This is a genomic window from Streptomyces sp. A012304 (genome assembly GCF_026008495.1).
Lineage (GTDB): Bacteria > Actinomycetota > Actinomycetes > Streptomycetales > Streptomycetaceae > Streptomyces.
On sequence record NZ_BQUN01000001.1, the window covers coordinates 95,568 to 111,514 of the forward strand.

Sequence of the window (15,947 nt, forward strand, 5' to 3'; positions counted from 1 at the left end):
GAGTCCCAGAACAGGGGCTTCCGGCGCCCGCGTTCCGGACCGAAGCACGGCCGGCACCTGGCTCACGCCGCGCTCACCGCCTTCCGGCTCTCGCTGGCGCACTGTGGCGGCATCCCGGTCTCACCGACGAGGGGACGCTGCGCCAAAGCGACCAGCCGCTCCTGCCAGCCGCCGATCGGCTCCGGGTTCGGCGCCTGGACGGCGGTGCGCACGTGACCGAGCTGCTGCGTCAGCAGCGCCTCCGCGCACCGCCGCCGGGCTACCTCTCCGGCGGCCACAGCCTGCTGCTCGTCACGCCGCCGGGCCCGCTCGATTGCCCTCACCCGCTCGGTCTCCTCCTGCGCCTCCGCCGAGACCGCCAGGACGGCGAGGGCGCGTTCGCGTTCCTCGCGCAGCAACGCCTCGGCCCTCTCTCGGACTTCCCAGGCCACCACGGCCTCCGGCATCCCCTGCTCGTGCGCCCGCTGCTCCGCCCGGCGGGCCGCATCCTCGAGCCGGGACCGGCAGCTGGCTAGCCGACGGGCCACCTCACCCAGGTCGTGAACGGGGCCACTGACCGCGGCCGCGATCTCGGCGGCGCGCTCCAAGGCCTGCTGGGCCGTACGCACCTGTGAGCACACCAGGCACAGCCCGCCGGCCTCCGGCACCCCGCACACCCCGCACGGGCGCGCCGCCAACACCGCCTCGGCCTCCGCCAGCTCCTTACGGTGGCGGGCCCACGTCTCCTCGCGCCGCGCCCGCTCCACCACGGCGCGCTCCCGACAGACGGCAGCCTCGGCCGCTTGCCGGGCGACCTCCAGGCTCAGCCGCCGTTCCACCTTCGCCCGGAACTCCTCGGGCGACAGATGGGGCTCTGCCTCGGTGATGGCGCGCGCGACCTGCCTACGCAAGGCCCTCCGGTCGCCGATCAGCAGCTCGCAGCTGGAGCACACCAGCCCGGTGTCCATCCGCACGCCGTCGTCGCACGAGGTCGCGTAGCACTCGGCCCGCTGCGGCAGCCCGCGGCCCAGGAACCAGCCGACCGGATCCCGCACCGGCTGACCCTGCTGGGCAAACAGCCTCCTCTCGAGTCGCTCGGCCAACACCACCTCGGCCCGCTCCGGCCCGACGACCCCGCCGACGCGACGCAACTCGGCTGCTACCGCCGCCCGGACACGGGACCGTCCCCCGGAACGCCCGATGCGGGCCCACTCGAAGTGCACCGGCGCCAGCACCCGCTCCAGCCCCCGCGGCAACGACCACCGCAACGGCACTCCCCGGCCAGCCGCCGGAGGCACTACTCCCTGACCGGTCTGGCCGCCGACCTCCTGGTGCTGTTCCCCGCGCAGCGGGCCACCGGACCCACTGCATGCATCAGCCGCGTCGACGACCGTGTGCGGCTGTTCCTCGCGCCCGCCCGCGCGTCCCGGCAACGTTGAGGACCCCGATGCGGCTTCGCCGGAAAAGCGAGACGAAGCTGCACTAGAACCACCCTGAGCAACCACCGAAGCGTGGTCGGCGTGGTGTAGTGCACCGCCAAGCTCGTCTTCCGATGTCGCCAAGGTCTCACGTTTATGCAGGTCAACCGCAACCTCAGGCTCAACTTCCGAGCCCTTGGCGCTCTCCTGATCCCTGAGTGCACCAGTTTCGTCCAGCTGACCGCCGTCCAGGACCTCGAAGAACCTCCCCTGGACCCACCCCTCCCCCGGCTCCCCGGGATCCGGCTCGTCCACAGGTTCCGTGCAGTGCACGCAGCACCGCACCTCGCCGCTCAATACCTCGTCCTCCGGCGTCTCCCCGCCTGAATAGCCGCCGGGCACCGCCCGCACCGTCTCAGCAGGCTCGCGCCCGTACGCGGCCGCGACCGCCGGGACCACCAACTTCACCCGAGCCCCAGGCACCCCCCGGCCAGGAACCTCCAACAGCCCCTGGCGAACCATCCCGTCCACCACCTGAGCCGCCTCCGCCAGCGAACACCCCAGCAACCGGGCAACCGTCGCATCAGCACGGTCGAACCCCCTCGCCACAGCCCCGCCAACAAGCCGCACCCGGCCGTTAGGCCGCGCCGCCAGCACGAGCCGCAACAGAGCCAGCCGCTCACGCGCCGCCCCCCGCCCCCGCCGCTCGCCGAGCAGACCAGCTGCCGTCGCGGGCTTGCCCACCGGCGCCCACCCCGGCGCGAACAGCGCCTCGCACAACGACAGCAGAACGGCCAACTCACGCTTCTCCAGCACCAGCGGATGACCCCGACGAGAGTGCGCGGCCGTCAGCGGCAACAGTTCCCAACGCAGGCCGGCCACTCGTCGTACCCGGTCCACGGTTCTTGTCACCACTTCGGTCGATACCGCGCCGGAATGACGCAGGCCCGGCAAGACCCGGTGATCAACTAGCGACTCCGACACGCCTAGCCACCGGGCCAGCTCACCCGCCGACAGCTCCAGCCGCGACCCCCCCGCTGGTGACTTCGCCAACAGCACTACAGCTGCCAGGGCCTCTGCCGCAGGACGTCGGTGAAGCGACTGGTCTGAGAGCAAGCTCGCAACGGCGACCGAGAGTCGCTGCCGCATGCTGTCTCGCAGCAGCAGCGGTTGGCGAAGCGCAAGTGCCGCAGCTTCGCTGGACAAGGTCAATGGCCAGCGATGAGCGGGCGTGCCTCGATCAGGCTCGTGCGGCCTTTTTGGTGTGGTTTGGGCATAGTCCGGCGGAGACTCGCATGAGTCTCTTTTTGGCAATACGGGACTAGCCCTGCGGCTGGCGGCTATGATCTGCTCCAGAACAACACAGGGATGAAGGCACAAAACGACCGACCGCTCGGCCTAGGACATCAAATTGCCTGGTCAGCGGGGGTGAGGTTTGTAACCGTCATGGACGGCTGGGTCAGGTCAAGTCGTTGGTGTTTCCTCCCCTCGCCGAACACGGGTGGCTCCGTGGATCGGCAAGTCGGGCCGACAGCGTCGGGCTGATGTGATGGACATGTGGAGGCTCGGGGTGGCACCCCGAGCAGTGGCGATGGGCGACTTGGCTGAGTCGCCCCACGAGGCGACCTGCGGGTCGCCTTTTTCGCGCTCTCGTTGGGTGACCCTGGCTGGGATCTCCCTGTTGGTGCTGTGAAGGCGTGGCTGCGCTTCCACAAGTCGAGAGGCGTGTGACACCGGGCCAGATGGAGAGGGCATGGCAGCCAGCGCGGAAGCCGCGCCGACTGCACCGTCCCCTAGCATCAAACCAAACATCACGGGCACAGACTATCCTTAAATGGATCGGCCCGAGGTTGAACCTTTGGAGCGTGTCTGGTGGCAAGGTTTACGGAGCGGCGCTGGCAATCACAGCCTGGCCTCGCCCCTGGCGTCAGCGAACAGCAACCCCGCGCTTACGCTGCGTATACACCTGACTACCTCCGCGGGCGACAAGTCCGTCTCTCGGCGGAACTCGCGGCAGAAGTCTCTGAGGTCGACCAGCTGGTTCGAGAGTTCAACGACTCAGCGCCCACCAGCCCTCACCTCGAGTCTCTCGCGCGGTTCCTTCTGCGGTCTGAGGCAGTTGCCTCATCGCGGATCGAAGGCGTTGTCGCATCGGCCCGGGCGATCGCACACCTTGAGCTGATGCTCGCGACCAAGGCCGGCGATGAACCGCGGGCCGGAATCGGCGATAGTGCGCGGGAGGTCGTGAACAACGTCCTTGCTCTGCGTAAGGCCGTCACAGCACTGACCAGCACCCCATGCGTGACTGTTGATGACATCAACGGCTTGCAGGCCGCCCTCATGGTAGAGACCGAACAGCACGACCTGGCCGGCAAGCTCCGTGAGGTTCAGAACTGGGTTGGGGGCAATGCGTACGGCCCTCATGGGGCGGAGTACGTTCCGCCCGCCCCGGAACTGGTAGGCCCACTCATGGAGGACCTCGCGGCGTTCATCTCGGAGGATCAGCCGCTGCCCCTAGTTCAAGCTGCGCTCGTGCATGCTCAATTCGAGACCATTCACCCGTACACGGACGGTAACGGGAGGACGGGGCGCGCCTTGATCCACACCGTGCTTGCTCGTCAGGGTCTGGCTGTAGGGCACGTGCTGCCAATCTCGATGTCTCTCCTCGCGCATGCTCGTGAGTACATTGCCGGCCTGGAGGCGTACCGATACAACGGGAGTGCAGACAGCGCTGCAGCGATGGACGGAACGGAGGCTTGGATCCGAGTGTTCTTGGCGGCCACGCGTGACGCCGTCGCCGAGGCGCGGCGCTTCACAGATGAGCTTGGCCAAATGAGGGACCTGTGGCAGGCCCGCCTTGCGAACTATCGAGAGAGCTGTGGACTGAGGCCTCACCCGCGGAAGGGTGCGGCAGTGGTGCGGCTGATGGAACAGCTTCCGGGTGTCCCGGTCCTCACGGCTCGCGCGGCCGGATCGTTGCTCAAGACATCGTTTGTCTCCGCGTCCAAGGCGTTGGAGGAGCTGGCAGGTGCTGGCATCGTTCAGGTGAAAGACGCCGAACGGGGCACGCGAGCCTTCCTGGCCAGTGATGTACTCGACCTCATCAACGGGGCCGAGAGGCGCCTTACATACACGAAGTGGTCTTTTCCGGACCTCGAGGTCGAATCGGCCGATCGACCATGAAGGGCTGCGGGACCCCTTCGGGGCGCTTTCCTTTAACGCGATTGGCACCTGATTAAAGGAAAGCGTCACTTAAAGTAACGGAGCCGCTGCGTGCCGCTCTGACCATAGTAATGGGTAACTGCACGGCTGCTGCTTCTGCCCTGCTGCAAGCCACAGCGTGTTGCACGTCGCGCTTAGCGGGCAGACGTGGCCTCTACCCAGCCATGCGCGGCCGGCCAGCCCTCAAGAGGCAAGTCTCGGCAGGCCGCGCGGCCACCATCGACACTGGCCCGCGCCGGGGCTTGTGAACCAAGCCAGTCGGCGCCGCTACGAAACCACGGGTGCTGCCATTGACAGGCCGCCCGTCGCACTCGCCCACAGCCGCCATGCAACCCCGGCGGCTCCACCTACCTCGCGCCGGGGCCCGGCCCCCTCAGAGAGAAGAGGCCGGGCCCCAGCTGGCGACCAAACCCACGGCGGCTACGAGGTCGCCACAACCCTTCGCGCCCGGATGCCCACATCGGTTACTGGATACTCGTTGCCACGCTGCGCGCGAGGAATCCTTCGAAGGCGTCCTGCTCCTGGGCCATGCCGTCAAGGAGGTCCGAGACCGCCACACTCACGATCTCGAAGGGCTGGACCTTCACAGACGGCATGGTCCGCAGCAGCGTCATCAGCCGTGTCAGGAGCGCGTCCCCAGACTCGGTCAGGGGACAGATGGTTCGGCTGTGCCGCAGCTGGGACGCGTACTCGTCATCGGCGATGTAGTTCCGATAGGCGATGGCCCGGTCCGCCAACGCGAAGACGACATCCTTCTCGTCCTCGATGCGCTCCGCGTCAGCCTCTGCGGGATTGAGCGCGGAGAGCGCCCCCTGAAGCGCAGTGTCCACATAGTGCCCCGCGATGAGCCGGGGCGTCGGCATACGCGGCGTGACTCGAGCCATGACCGCCGTATCGATGGCGATCTGAGTGGCGGTTCGCTCAAACGTAAGGCCGTACAGCTGAATGTTCCGCGGCTTCGAATCGGTCTTCTTCACCACCGCGTACGTATTCAGAAGTGATGCATAACGCGGAGCCTTCTCGAACAGCTCCCGCATGCTCTGTTCGCGATTCTCTTGCCGCTGGTCAGCCGTGAAGGGCTTAGAGCTGTTGCGACGCGGTCGTCGCGCCGGCAGACCGGTGGATGCCCCCCAACTGGCAACGGCATGCGTCGACTCTCGACGCGCCACGGCGGCCGACGCCGGGGTTGGATCGACGGGCGGAGCTGCTTCCGGAGCTGACCGGCTCGGGATGGGCTCGGCAACCGGAGGCTGGGTGGTTGGGCCAGCGCCCTCGGGCGTGCTTGCCTTCAGCTCGCTGCGACCATCAGCTTCCTCTGGAGCCGCGAGAAGGGTGTCGGCAGGGATCTCGGTGCTGGCCGGGGGGACAGCTGGTGCCTTGAGTTCCTGCTCAGCGGGAGTTTGGGGGGCAGACCCCGGCTCCTCGACGGGCTGGTGAGGTACCAGCGGAGGCTTCGACTCGACCGGGCTCTCTACAGCCGGTGAGGACGCTACAGGTGCGGCCCCGAAGACGTCTGCGGGCAGACCCGGTGTCAGCTCTTCGTCTTCGTCGGCATCACCGAAGCCGCCGAAGTCGAGGTCGGGCATCTTCAGGTTGGATGCTCCCTTGCCTTGCGCCGCGGAGCCTCCTCGTGACCTCCCCGAGCCCTTCTTGGCCGAATCCTTGCTGGGCCCGCTGCTCATGCGGTGGCCTCCTTCAGCTGCTGGTTACGGGCACGGACCCTGGTGATTACCGCGCGAGCCATGGCTGCGTGGTCGTTTGCGAGCTCAATGGCCCGCTTGGCGTCAATGAGGCGTCCGTTCTCATCCCTGGGACGCTCTGCGACCTCTCCTGTTCGCGGGTCAATCCACTGACCAGCGGCTGCCCTAGCGAACTCGTGGGCGAGCATGCCGGAGTTGCGAGCCTCTTTAGCTAGTACGCGGCCTTCGCGAACATAGTCCTCGAGGATGACATCGGGTGAGACGTTGTACTGCTGGAGAGCCCTGCCGAGCTTCTGCCAGACGATGGTCAGGTCGCTGGTGGGCTTCCCCTGTACCTTCCTGAAGCCCAGGAAGCACATGGCCGCCACGCCGAGTTCAGGGTTGGTCTTACGGGTGCTCTTGGCCAACACAGCGAGGTTCGCAAGACCGCTGACGGACGCGTTGTCCGAGTCCATCAACGGAGCAGTGAGGTGCGTCGCCGCGGCCAGGCCGAGTTGCTGCAGGCTCCGATCGCCAGGCGAGAAGTCGATGACGATCCAGCGGTACAGATGGCTGATCTGAGCCAACAGGAGAGCGAGCAAGAGGTGGGCAGCCCGCCCGTGCGTGGCAACAAGTGCCCCTAGTGCATCAGTGATCCGCGCATTGTTGGCGCCGGCAGGGACAACATGCAGGAACTGGCGATCAGTCTTGATGACGTGGAGGGGCCCGTCATTGGTGACAGCACTTGCGAGGGCCGCACCCCTGTCGTTGAACTTGGAGCGGGCAAGACCGAAGTCGTGAGAGAGGCCGTCACCTTGAAGGTCGAGCTCGAGATGCAGGATCGGCAGTGCCTTCTTTCCCTGCTCCGCAAGCTTCTCCTGCTCTGCAGCGAGCATGCCTGCCATGTTCGCAGAGAGAGTCGTCTTCCCCTGGCCTCCCTTTCCGATGGTGACCCCGATGACGTTCCGAAGGTAGGGTCGAATCTGGCGCACCACCTCGGCCAGCATCTCATCGTGCTCATCTTCGTAATGAGCCGGGAAGCGTCGCACTACCTCCAGACGACTCTTCAAGTCCGTGAAGCTCACGAGCTCCAGTAGGTCATCAAGCGTCCTCTGTACGGGCGCATCCAAGGACTCGTCCAAGGCTCCTCCACTGATCTCTGATGCGTCAGGGTGCACACGTCGGTGCTCGTGAAGAAAGCGTCCTCATCGTGCATGTACCCCTTCGGTTGCATCGGGCACGGTACACGGAGACGGTCACGCGTGTCACGGACCGTTAGAGGGGTGGTGGCGGAGGCTCCTTCGCTTCGAGGCTCCATGCTGGACTCCCCGGACCGCGCGACCCCCCTCCTCGCCGACCTCCCCCTCTGTTGACGGGTAGGTTCAAATGGTTCCTGCTGGGTGAATGTGTAAGTGAATAAAGATTGTGATTCTGTGAAAGTGCAGGTCAGAGTGGGTGTCAACTTAGACTCAAGTCTGTCGAGGCTCGACTGGTGCGTCGTTCTCCATCCTGCAGCGGGCAACGATGCGCCAGTATCTGCACCGCTGACCGCGCAACGGGGCCTTCACAAAGGCGCAATCTTTATTCATTTACACATTCACCGGCGCTCGAACGTGCAGCTATGCAAGGGATCGACCGAGCAGCGGACGGGTGCGACACCCTCGAAGGTCACCACCGGAGCAATGCCGCCAGGCGCGGGCATCCGCAACCACCTCCGCAATGCGGCCCGGCCGTCTACGGTTACGCAACATGACGGTCCTGATTGTCGGTGGCAGCGGGTTTCTCGGAGCTGAGTTGGTGCGCCAGGCGGCGGCAGACGGTCGGACCATCGCGGCTACCTACGCGACCAGGCCGGGTAGTTCCCCCGTCACATGGCACGCTCTGGACCTGCGCGACCCCGATCGTGCGGACGCGGTGGTCGCCGAGGCTGTGCCGAGCGTGATCATCAATGCGACCAGCGGAGGGGCGGATTGGGAGGTCACGGCCGAGGGGCCGGCGCGTCTCGCACTGGCAGCGGCGAGGTACGGCTGTCGGTTGGTTCACGTCAGTAGTGACGCAGTCTTCTCTGGCACTCGTGGTGGCCTCTACGACGAGATCTGCCATCCCGACCCCGTTACCCCCTACGGCGCTGCGAAGGCCGCGGCCGAGACCAGCGTCCGCTACCTGACGCCCGACGCGGTCATCGCCCGGACCTCGCTCATCATCGGGGGGATCGGCTCTGAACACGTCCGCCTCGTTCACGACCTCGTGGCCGGCCGTCGGAGCGGCGTGCTGTTCACCGACGACTTCCGCTGTCCCGTCCACGTTGGCGATCTGGCGGCGGCCCTGCTGGAACTTGCCGCTTCTGACGAGCGTGGTGTGCATCATCTCGGGGGTGCGCACGCGGTCAGTCGGCACGAGCTTGGGCTACTCATTGCCCGACGTGACGGGCTCGACGCCTCTCGGCTGGTTCCGGGCCTGCGGGCCGACGTGGCGCTTCCCGGTGCTCTCGACGTTCGTCTCGATAGCCGTGCTACCCAGCGCAAACTACGGACCCCGCTGCGCGGCGCTCGCGATTTCCTCGCAGCCAGGACCTGAGCGCCAGGGGCCTTCTGGCTGGGGAGGCTTGGTTCCGGCTCGTCCCGTCCCATCACGGGCCGAACCGGTTCGGTGAGGGGAGCGGCCGGGTCAGGCCTTCAGCATGGCCTCGGGCGCCGCGGCGAGTGCGCGGCAGCGGGCGGCCACGGTCTGCGGACCGAGCGCCGCCAGCGCCCACAGGGCGCTGACGCGTCGGCCGGTGGACCAGATCCCGGTCGTCGGCGGCCGGAACTGCGCAACGGCGATGTCCTGTGCCTCGAACGGAGCGGGGTCGAGGTAGGTCATGCCGCCCGTCCCGCACAGGTACGCGCGGGCACCGGTCGCGGCAGCCAGGTCGGCGAGCCGCTGGGAGCGGTCCGGCCGGGCGGGCACATTGCTACTGGTCAGGATCTGCCCGCGCCAGCCGAGCAGGTCCAGCAGGAGACGGGTGGACGTCTCGGCGACGGCCGCGGTCCGTTCGGTGCCGAAGGCGCCCAGCACCGGAGCCAGAGCCTGGGCGAGGGCCGGCCAGTGGGGGCTGTTCCCGTAGTGCTGGCGCAGCATGCCTTCGGTCCTGCGGCGCGCGAGAACTGGATCGTCGATCAGCGCGTCCCGGATGAGGGTGGAGCGCCCGCTGGGCAGGCGGGTGGGGATGGTCAGCCACCGCTGGCGGGCCGGGTCGTCGAGGTCGGCGAGACGGGCCCGGTGCTGGTAGTCGCGGCGGGTGAACTGGACGTCGTCCAGGACGATCCAGGTATCCGCCGCGAACAGCTTGGCCAGCGTGCTCAGCCGGGGAAAGAGGTTCGGCTGATGGACCGCGCACAGCCCGCCCAGTTCGGACAGCTCACGAGATGAGGCGGCTGGTGAAGCCGTCGCGGATGAGGGACTCGTACGCGGCATGCACGTCCTCCGGGACCTCCTGGGCGATGGCGAAGCCGAGCTTCGGATACTCGATGACCCGCTGGAGGTCGCCGACGAGCATGTCCAGCACGAGCTTCTCGTCGCCGATGGACTTCAGGTAGTCGTCGAACTCCAGCGGCTCCGACGCGCACCGGATGTCGACGTCGGGCCACAGCTTGCGGGCGGTCGCGAACGACCGCCGTTCCATGTAGGGCTTGGAGACCAGCAGCACCGTCGCGGCGCGGATGCCGGCGGCGGCGAGGACCTCGCGGGAGAGGGTGATGTTCTGCCCGGTGTTCGCCGCGTTCGGCTCGAGCAGGATCGCCTCGGCGGGGACGCCGAGCTCGATGGCGTGCTCGCGGAAGTGGACGGCCTCACCCCGGGGGAAGACCCTGGCGGTGGTCGGGCTGTTGCCGCCGGTGAACACCAGGGTCGGGAAGAGACCGGCGCGGTACAGCTCGGCGGAGTGCGTGGCGACACCGAGGTCGTGGCTGCCCAGTCCGATCGCCGCGTCGGCGGGCCGCAGCTCGTGGTGCATCTGGTGGTAGTCCCAGATCAGCTTCGCCCGGCGCCACTGGTCCTCGGTGATGGCCTGCTGGTCGTTGCTCACGCGTGTGTTCTCCCTGGTCACCGTTGCCGGGGGCCGGTCGGCCCCTCGCTCATGGCCCTGATGCCCTCGATGCTGCGCAGTTGGTGCACGAGTCCGTACTGCGCGGCCTGCCTGGCGGCCTGGTCGAGGACGAGGTGTCCATCATCCCGGGTCGCCGGATCGGAGAGCAGGATGTGGCCATGAGCGGTGTCCAGTCGCACGCGTTGCATCGGTGACTCGGTGGTGCCGCTGCTGCGGGCGATATCGATGAAGTGCAGGGCCTGGGTGAGGTCGCCGGCGCCGCGTCGGGCCAGGGCGAGTTTCTGGTGGGCGACCGACCAGTCGTCCGGTTCGGTCAGGTCTTCGAAGTCGCGGGTGGCGGCCTGCATGACGCGGGTCGCGTAGTCGTGCTGACCGTCCTTGCTCAGCGAGGTGCCCACCCACAGCCTCGCGCGGGCGCGGTCGCGGCGGGAGAGCCGGTCGTCGACGGCGAGGGTTTCGTAGTGGCGGGCGGCGAGCTCCAGCTTGCCGGACATCTCGGTGACGACCGCGAGAGAGAGGTCGAGCTGGGCGACACGGCGGGGGATGTCGAGCTGGGTGAAGATGGCGCGGGCGTCGGCGTAGGAGCGGCGGGCGGACAGCGGGCCGAGCACGGCGCCCTGGTCGCGTTTGAGGTCGCCGAGCAGAGCGGTGGACCGGGCGAAGAGATACAGGCCCTTCTCGTCCAGCTCGGACGCCTTGAACCGGGTGAGCCACCGGTTCAGGAGGCTGTCGGCGAAGGTGAAGTTCTGCCGGGACAGGGCGACCACGATGCGGTCGAGGTCGTCGGCCCAGCTCTCGTACTCCCAGGCTCTGGGACCGCAGGCGGTTACGCGGTGCCGGCCGGCGCTCGCCCCGGTGCTGGTCATCTCGGACAGGATCGTCTCGAAGCGCAGGTGGACGGCGGCGTCCGCGCGACTGAGGGCGGTGTCCAGGATGGCCTGGGTGTCGGGGCGGGGTGCGGTGTCGGCGAGCTTGCTCTCCCACTTGGACACGGTCGCGACGGCCAGGCCGAGCTGCTGGGCGAAGGCCCGCACGCTCAGGCGCAGAGCGCCCCGCAGGGCCTTGGCCTCCAGGCCGGTCCAGTGGTGCACCGTCGCCACGCGTCGTCACTCCCTTCCACCCGTCATCGAAGCACGGTCCGTGCAGGCGGCGGGACGGAAGTGGAACGGAAGTAGAACGACGGGTGGTTGGCGACAAGTTGGGCAGCGGCCACGCTCAGAGCGTCACTTCTCTGTCGAGTCTTCTGGATGGTCCCCAGCATGGAACCCCTCACCGAGCAGCGCCAGGTCAACGGCCCGGTCGTGTACGGCCTTCTGCGGCTGGTGCGGGTCTCCCCAGCACGACAGGAAGCACTGGTCGGCTCGCTCGCCGAGTACTGCCGCAGCCACGAACTGCAGTTGTCCGGCGTCTTCACCGACCGGGACACCGCGGCGGGCGCCGCCTCGGCGGCGTTCACCGGGCTGCTCGACGTGCTCGCGCTGCCGGACGTCTACGGCGTGATCGCCCCGGCCATGTCGCACCTGGGACCCAAGGCCATAGCCGCCGAACGCAGGCGGCGGATCGAGGCGGCCGGCTCACGGCTGCTGCTGGTCCGAAAGCCCCGGACCACCCACCACGCCGCCGCCCGCACCGGTCCCGTCCGCCACCGCCACCCCGGCACCACCCGCGTCCTGGACGCCGAGTCATGAGGACCACGATGGCCCTGACGACCCAACAATTCTTCGAGGCCCGCCCCGAGTCGATCAGCCAGGCAAGATCCTTCACCTCCGAGGCCCTGACCGACTGGGGCCTGCCGGACCGTGTCGAAGACATCCGCCTCTGCGTCTCCGAACTCGCCACCAACGCCATGGTCCACGGCACCGTTCCCGGACACGGCTTCCTGGTCAAGCTCGACGCCCAGGAGGAAACCGTGCGCATGGAAGTGCACGACAGCCGCCGCCGGCACCCCAAGGCCCGGCAGGCCGCCGACACCGACACCTCCGGACGCGGCCTGATCCTCGTGGCCGCGCTCGCCGACGGCTGGGGAGTCCAGGACCGCACCCCGACCGGAAAGATCGTCTGGTGCTGCTTCAAGGCCGCGGGAGGCACGACAGCATGACAGTCCTGCTCACGCCGCCCGCCCCTGATCTGCGGCTGCTGGTGTCCCTTGCCACCTGGACCTGGGCCGACACCCGCCCGGACGGGCATGAGACCGCGCATATCCTGATCACCCGCGCTCCCGCCCTGACCGGCTCGGGCACCGCCGAGACGGCCGAGGCCGGGATGCGGCGGCTGTCCGCCAGCCTGGGAGGCCTGACCGGCGCCCGGGAGGTCGTTCCGGAACTGGAGCGCTGCCTGCAGATCGTCGGCGACCAGGTGCTGCTGCACGTGCCCGGGGTCTCCCGCCGGCTCCGGCTGCCCACCCGCCGGCCCTGGACCGAACTGGTCGCACGCAACGCAGAGGCGGTCCTGCTTCTGGGACTGGATCCGCTGCCGCAGACCGCCGACGCCGCGCGGATCGACGCCTACCTGGATGCCACGCTCGCCACCGACCGGCTGCTCTTCGGCCGAGCCCGAACCCGCTGAACCCGCCAGCTCGTCCGCCCGGCCGCAAGCACCCCGGGGCCGGGGCGATGCAGCTGGCCAATGCTCCAGGTCAGGGCAGACGTCTCACGCGGAGCAGCGCCGGCCACCTTCCGGCCGCCCGGCACCCCCGCGGCGCCGACAGCGGCGCCGCCCCGGCAGTCCTCGTCGCCTCACGACCGGAACCCGTCCGGCGGGCCCACCCGGTCACCGTCGAACTTCCACTCGAACGCCCAGCCCGCCCCGGCGGGCAGCTCGCTCGCCATCCCCGCCTCAGCCACCTGCACCGGCAAGTCCACAGCCCCCAGCACAGCCGACCCTCGGCCGCCCTGCACGGGCACGCGTTCGCCCGGCGGATCCCGGACCGAGCCGGCCGCGCGCACGGCAAGACCTACTCCGCAGCCGCCAGGGCGAGCGGGTCGAGCCCCGCGAAGTGGTAGTTGAGGAAGGAGATCAGAATGGAGAAGACCGCCGCCCGCCGGGCGGGATGCTGCTGCTCGAGTTGGGCCCATGCACGCTCCGGCTCCCCGCGCATGCCCATCCGGATGACGTCGCACGCCAGCGTCATCATCGGATCACCGGCGGCACTTCCGACGGGTACGACCTGACCATCAGGCCGGGCATCACCGGCCAGCATCCGGCCGGCCACCTCGAATGCGGCCCGCATGTCCGCCTCACCGCCCAGCACGAGCTTCAGCAGCGACGCGGTGTTCTCCTTCCGCCCGGTCACCGGGTCCACGGAGGCCATCCGGCACACCACCGGAATCACCGCCTGCTGGGACGGGAGCACGGCCGCGGCCGCGGCAGCCGCCCTCAGCTCACTCGTCTGCTGTTCGGTCAGGTCGGGCATGCAAGGCACCCTACGGTCAGACGTCGCCTGCCCGCGTCGCCGTGGTGCCACAAGCGTCACCCGAACGAACAGACCCCCTGGCGCCGGACCACGCTAACGTGCGGCCACCGCACGCGAGATAGCCCTGCCAGTGCCAGCCCACGTACCGGGCTCCGACCGCCTACGGTGCGCCCGTACCGGAGAGGAAGACTGCGCAGCATGTGCGCCGCCCGGTGCCACGTGGCTCAAAAGACGGGGGCACGGCAGCGTCAGTCGTCGTCCACGCTGATGTTGCTGACGGAGAAGTTGCCCTCCATCAAGACATCCGTCTCCAGGTCCAGCCGCATCGTCACTCCGTCCGGGGACGTCTGCGCACCGACCACGCGCGCGGGGATGCTCACCACCTGGCCTTCGACGAGGGTTGCCTTGAGAGGCCACCGTGTGCCGACCAGAGCGGCTGCCGCTTCAGGAGCCCACTCGCTGTCGATCGAGGGGACCGGGAGGTCCACGCTGAAGCGAGTCATCCGCTCATCCTAGGAAGTCACCGTCGCTGTGACCTCTGCGGGCGGGGAATCATCCACCACGACGGAGTGCCGGCCGCTATCCCCAGCAACCGCAGGGACCGGCACTGGATGATCCGCCCGCCGCCGCATTGCCTCCTGGTCCAGCCGGGCAGCCTCCTGATCGGCCCTGTCGCGCAGTTCGGCCCAGCCCGAGGGCGGCGCGGGTTCGAGCACCCGCTCCCCGTCCCAGACCGGCCCCGGCGTGTGCAGCGCATCAAGCTGGGCGACCAGGTCCCGCTCGAGGTCGCTGGTGGCCCGCACGCGCCCCCGGACCTCCTCACCGCCGTCGCGCACGCCGACGATGAGGTGGTGGTCGAACAGGTGGGCCAGCCGCACCATCAACCAGCGAGAGTCCTGATGGTCCTGGCTGAACGGCGCACGGGCCAGGTCCACAGCTGACAGTGCCCCGTGCTCGTCCACCCGGGCCAGCACATTGAGGTGGAGCGCGGTCAGCCGCGGCCGCCATCGCCGGCGGATGCCGCTCACCGAGCAACGAGCCCAGCTGATCGCCGACCTGCGAGCCGAATACCCGGCCTCCGGCTGACAGCCGCGACCTGGCGGAAAGCCACCACCAGTGTCAGCGGCGTACGGCACAGTGGCGGGGCGGCGCAGTTGTCGGCGTCGCCCCGCCACGCACGAGGGCAGTGATGGATCGCGACACCTACGCCAAGAACTTCGCCAAGCGCCGAGACGGCGAACTGGCCGAACAGTTCCGATGGGTGCCCAAAATGTACCGGGCCGCCGCATCACGGCTGGAAAAGCTCGAGAGGCAGGCCGAGCGACAGTTCCCCGGCGTCTTCGACCGCCTGGACCAGGCGCGCGACACCGCCGGCGACACCATCCCGACCTGGTGCTGGCTCCCTGTGACCCACGTTCAGCAGGTCCTTACCGACCACTACCCCCACCGCACCACCCGAGCCCCCGGCGCCACCGGACCGGGACTCGCCGCTCTGGCCGCAGGCGATGCAGCCAGACTGCAAGCGATCGGAGCATGGCGAGCCGCAGGACGCCACATGGTCAACATCCACGACGCCACGATCCTCGAGCTGAGGAAGGCGGGCGACCGGATGCCCGCAGATCTGCCCCAGCGCTGGCCCCTCCACGGCCTCTACGTCGTCTCCGAGGCACCCAACGGCGCCTTGGGCGCCTTCCTCCACCTGGAGTGGGACGAACGAGAGCAGCGCGCCGAATTGCGCATCGCCCCGGACGTCGCCCCCACCGCCGCCCTCGACCGAATCCCCGTCCAGCCCCTGCATCTGGAAGGCGGCACCGTGACGGAGGCCGCCCGACGAACCGTGCTGTCCCTCCAGGCAGGGATCGACACGGTCCTCGGCACGGAGACGCTCCCGGACATTTCACCGGGCAGTGCCGTCGACGAGGCGGCTCGGTTGGTCGCGCAGAAGAACGCCTTCTGGGTGGCGGCGGCCGACTGGTTGGCCTCCGAACGCACGACACCGTTCGACGCGGCCGTCGTGGCCGGAGCCGAGCCCGCGGCCGACTGGCCGCCCGCCAAGGCCCAGGACACCGGCCGCGCCCCGGTGCTGTGGCTGGCCGGCCCAGCCAGCTGATTCGACGGACGGATCCGCCACAACCCTTGGCAGAGCAGGC

Annotated in this window: 15 protein-coding genes; 6 read left to right on the top strand and 9 right to left on the bottom strand. The window is 68.6% G+C overall.

Going from position 1 to position 15,947, the window contains the following annotated elements; genetic code table 11:
• Window positions 1-62: 62 nt before the first annotated feature.
• Window positions 63-2,351, bottom strand: a complete 2,289-nt coding sequence (locus ALMP_RS00435) for a hypothetical protein (protein WP_264923816.1) — start codon at window positions 2,349-2,351, stop codon at window positions 63-65.
• A 918-nt stretch (window positions 2,352-3,269) separates the two neighbouring features.
• Here ALMP_RS00435 and ALMP_RS00440 point away from each other — a divergent pair.
• Entirely contained in the window at window positions 3,270-4,580 is a 1,311-nt protein-coding gene (locus tag ALMP_RS00440) for a Fic family protein (protein WP_264923817.1), read from the top strand.
• Between the two features lie 503 nt (window positions 4,581-5,083).
• Here the strand turns inward: ALMP_RS00440 and ALMP_RS00445 are convergent.
• On the bottom strand, window positions 5,084-6,301 hold the full coding sequence (locus tag ALMP_RS00445) for a hypothetical protein (protein WP_264923818.1): 1,218 nt from the start codon (window positions 6,299-6,301) through the stop codon (window positions 5,084-5,086).
• Window positions 6,298-7,440 (bottom strand): ParA family protein, encoded by a 1,143-nt coding sequence (locus ALMP_RS00450; RefSeq protein ID WP_007490505.1) that lies wholly within the window; start codon window positions 7,438-7,440, stop codon window positions 6,298-6,300. The genes ALMP_RS00445 and ALMP_RS00450 overlap by 4 nt, the downstream gene beginning before the upstream one ends.
• A 607-nt stretch (window positions 7,441-8,047) precedes the next feature.
• On the opposite strand from ALMP_RS00450, the gene ALMP_RS00455 reads away from it, so the two are divergent.
• On the top strand, window positions 8,048-8,875 hold the full coding sequence (locus ALMP_RS00455) for a sugar nucleotide-binding protein (RefSeq protein WP_264923819.1): 828 nt from the start codon (window positions 8,048-8,050) through the stop codon (window positions 8,873-8,875).
• Window positions 8,876-8,965: 90 nt separating this feature from the next.
• Here the strand turns inward: ALMP_RS00455 and ALMP_RS00460 are convergent, their stop codons facing one another.
• Genes ALMP_RS00460 through ALMP_RS00470 form a run of 3 tightly spaced genes read right to left on the bottom strand, consistent with a single transcriptional unit; the run spans window position 8,966 to window position 11,485 of the window.
• Window positions 8,966-9,679, bottom strand: coding sequence for a WbqC family protein (locus tag ALMP_RS00460; RefSeq protein ID WP_375803407.1), 714 nt, complete (start codon window positions 9,677-9,679; stop codon window positions 8,966-8,968).
• 19 nt (window positions 9,680-9,698) lie between these two features.
• The gene (locus tag ALMP_RS00465) at window positions 9,699-10,364 is read right to left on the bottom strand and encodes a YdcF family protein (RefSeq protein ID WP_264923821.1); all 666 of its coding nucleotides are present in this window, start codon (window positions 10,362-10,364) and stop codon (window positions 9,699-9,701) included.
• A gap of 17 nt (window positions 10,365-10,381) precedes the next feature.
• Window positions 10,382-11,485 carry a DNA-binding transcriptional regulator gene (locus ALMP_RS00470; RefSeq protein ID WP_264923822.1) on the bottom strand — a complete coding sequence of 368 codons (1,104 nt, stop codon included), beginning with the start codon at window positions 11,483-11,485 and terminating at the stop codon, window positions 10,382-10,384.
• A gap of 159 nt (window positions 11,486-11,644) precedes the next feature.
• On the opposite strand from ALMP_RS00470, the gene ALMP_RS00475 reads away from it, so the two are divergent.
• Genes ALMP_RS00475 through ALMP_RS00485 form a run of 3 tightly spaced genes read left to right on the top strand, consistent with a single transcriptional unit; the run spans window position 11,645 to window position 12,950 of the window.
• A complete protein-coding gene (locus ALMP_RS00475; protein WP_264923823.1) occupies window positions 11,645-12,073 on the top strand; it encodes a hypothetical protein in 429 nt (142 codons plus the stop codon).
• A gap of 8 nt (window positions 12,074-12,081) precedes the next feature.
• Complete coding sequence (locus tag ALMP_RS00480; RefSeq protein WP_264923891.1) at window positions 12,082-12,483, top strand: ATP-binding protein; 402 nt, start codon at window positions 12,082-12,084, stop codon at window positions 12,481-12,483.
• Window positions 12,480-12,950 (top strand): hypothetical protein, encoded by a 471-nt coding sequence (locus ALMP_RS00485; protein ID WP_264923825.1) that lies wholly within the window; start codon window positions 12,480-12,482, stop codon window positions 12,948-12,950. The genes ALMP_RS00480 and ALMP_RS00485 overlap by 4 nt, the downstream gene beginning before the upstream one ends.
• A 388-nt stretch (window positions 12,951-13,338) precedes the next feature.
• Here the strand turns inward: ALMP_RS00485 and ALMP_RS00490 are convergent, their stop codons facing one another.
• The 3 genes from ALMP_RS00490 to ALMP_RS00500 form a co-directional block, all read right to left on the bottom strand.
• On the bottom strand, window positions 13,339-13,797 hold the full coding sequence (locus ALMP_RS00490) for a hypothetical protein (protein WP_264923826.1): 459 nt from the start codon (window positions 13,795-13,797) through the stop codon (window positions 13,339-13,341).
• A 248-nt stretch (window positions 13,798-14,045) separates the two neighbouring features.
• Window positions 14,046-14,300 carry a hypothetical protein gene (locus tag ALMP_RS00495; protein WP_264923827.1) on the bottom strand — a complete coding sequence of 85 codons (255 nt, stop codon included), beginning with the start codon at window positions 14,298-14,300 and terminating at the stop codon, window positions 14,046-14,048.
• 9 nt (window positions 14,301-14,309) lie between these two features.
• The gene (locus ALMP_RS00500; protein WP_264923828.1) at window positions 14,310-14,825 is read right to left on the bottom strand and encodes a hypothetical protein; all 516 of its coding nucleotides are present in this window, start codon (window positions 14,823-14,825) and stop codon (window positions 14,310-14,312) included.
• A gap of 161 nt (window positions 14,826-14,986) precedes the next feature.
• On the opposite strand from ALMP_RS00500, the gene ALMP_RS00505 reads away from it, so the two are divergent.
• The gene (locus ALMP_RS00505; RefSeq protein ID WP_264923829.1) at window positions 14,987-15,907 is read left to right on the top strand and encodes a hypothetical protein; all 921 of its coding nucleotides are present in this window, start codon (window positions 14,987-14,989) and stop codon (window positions 15,905-15,907) included.
• The last annotated feature ends 40 nt before the right edge of the window (window positions 15,908-15,947 follow it).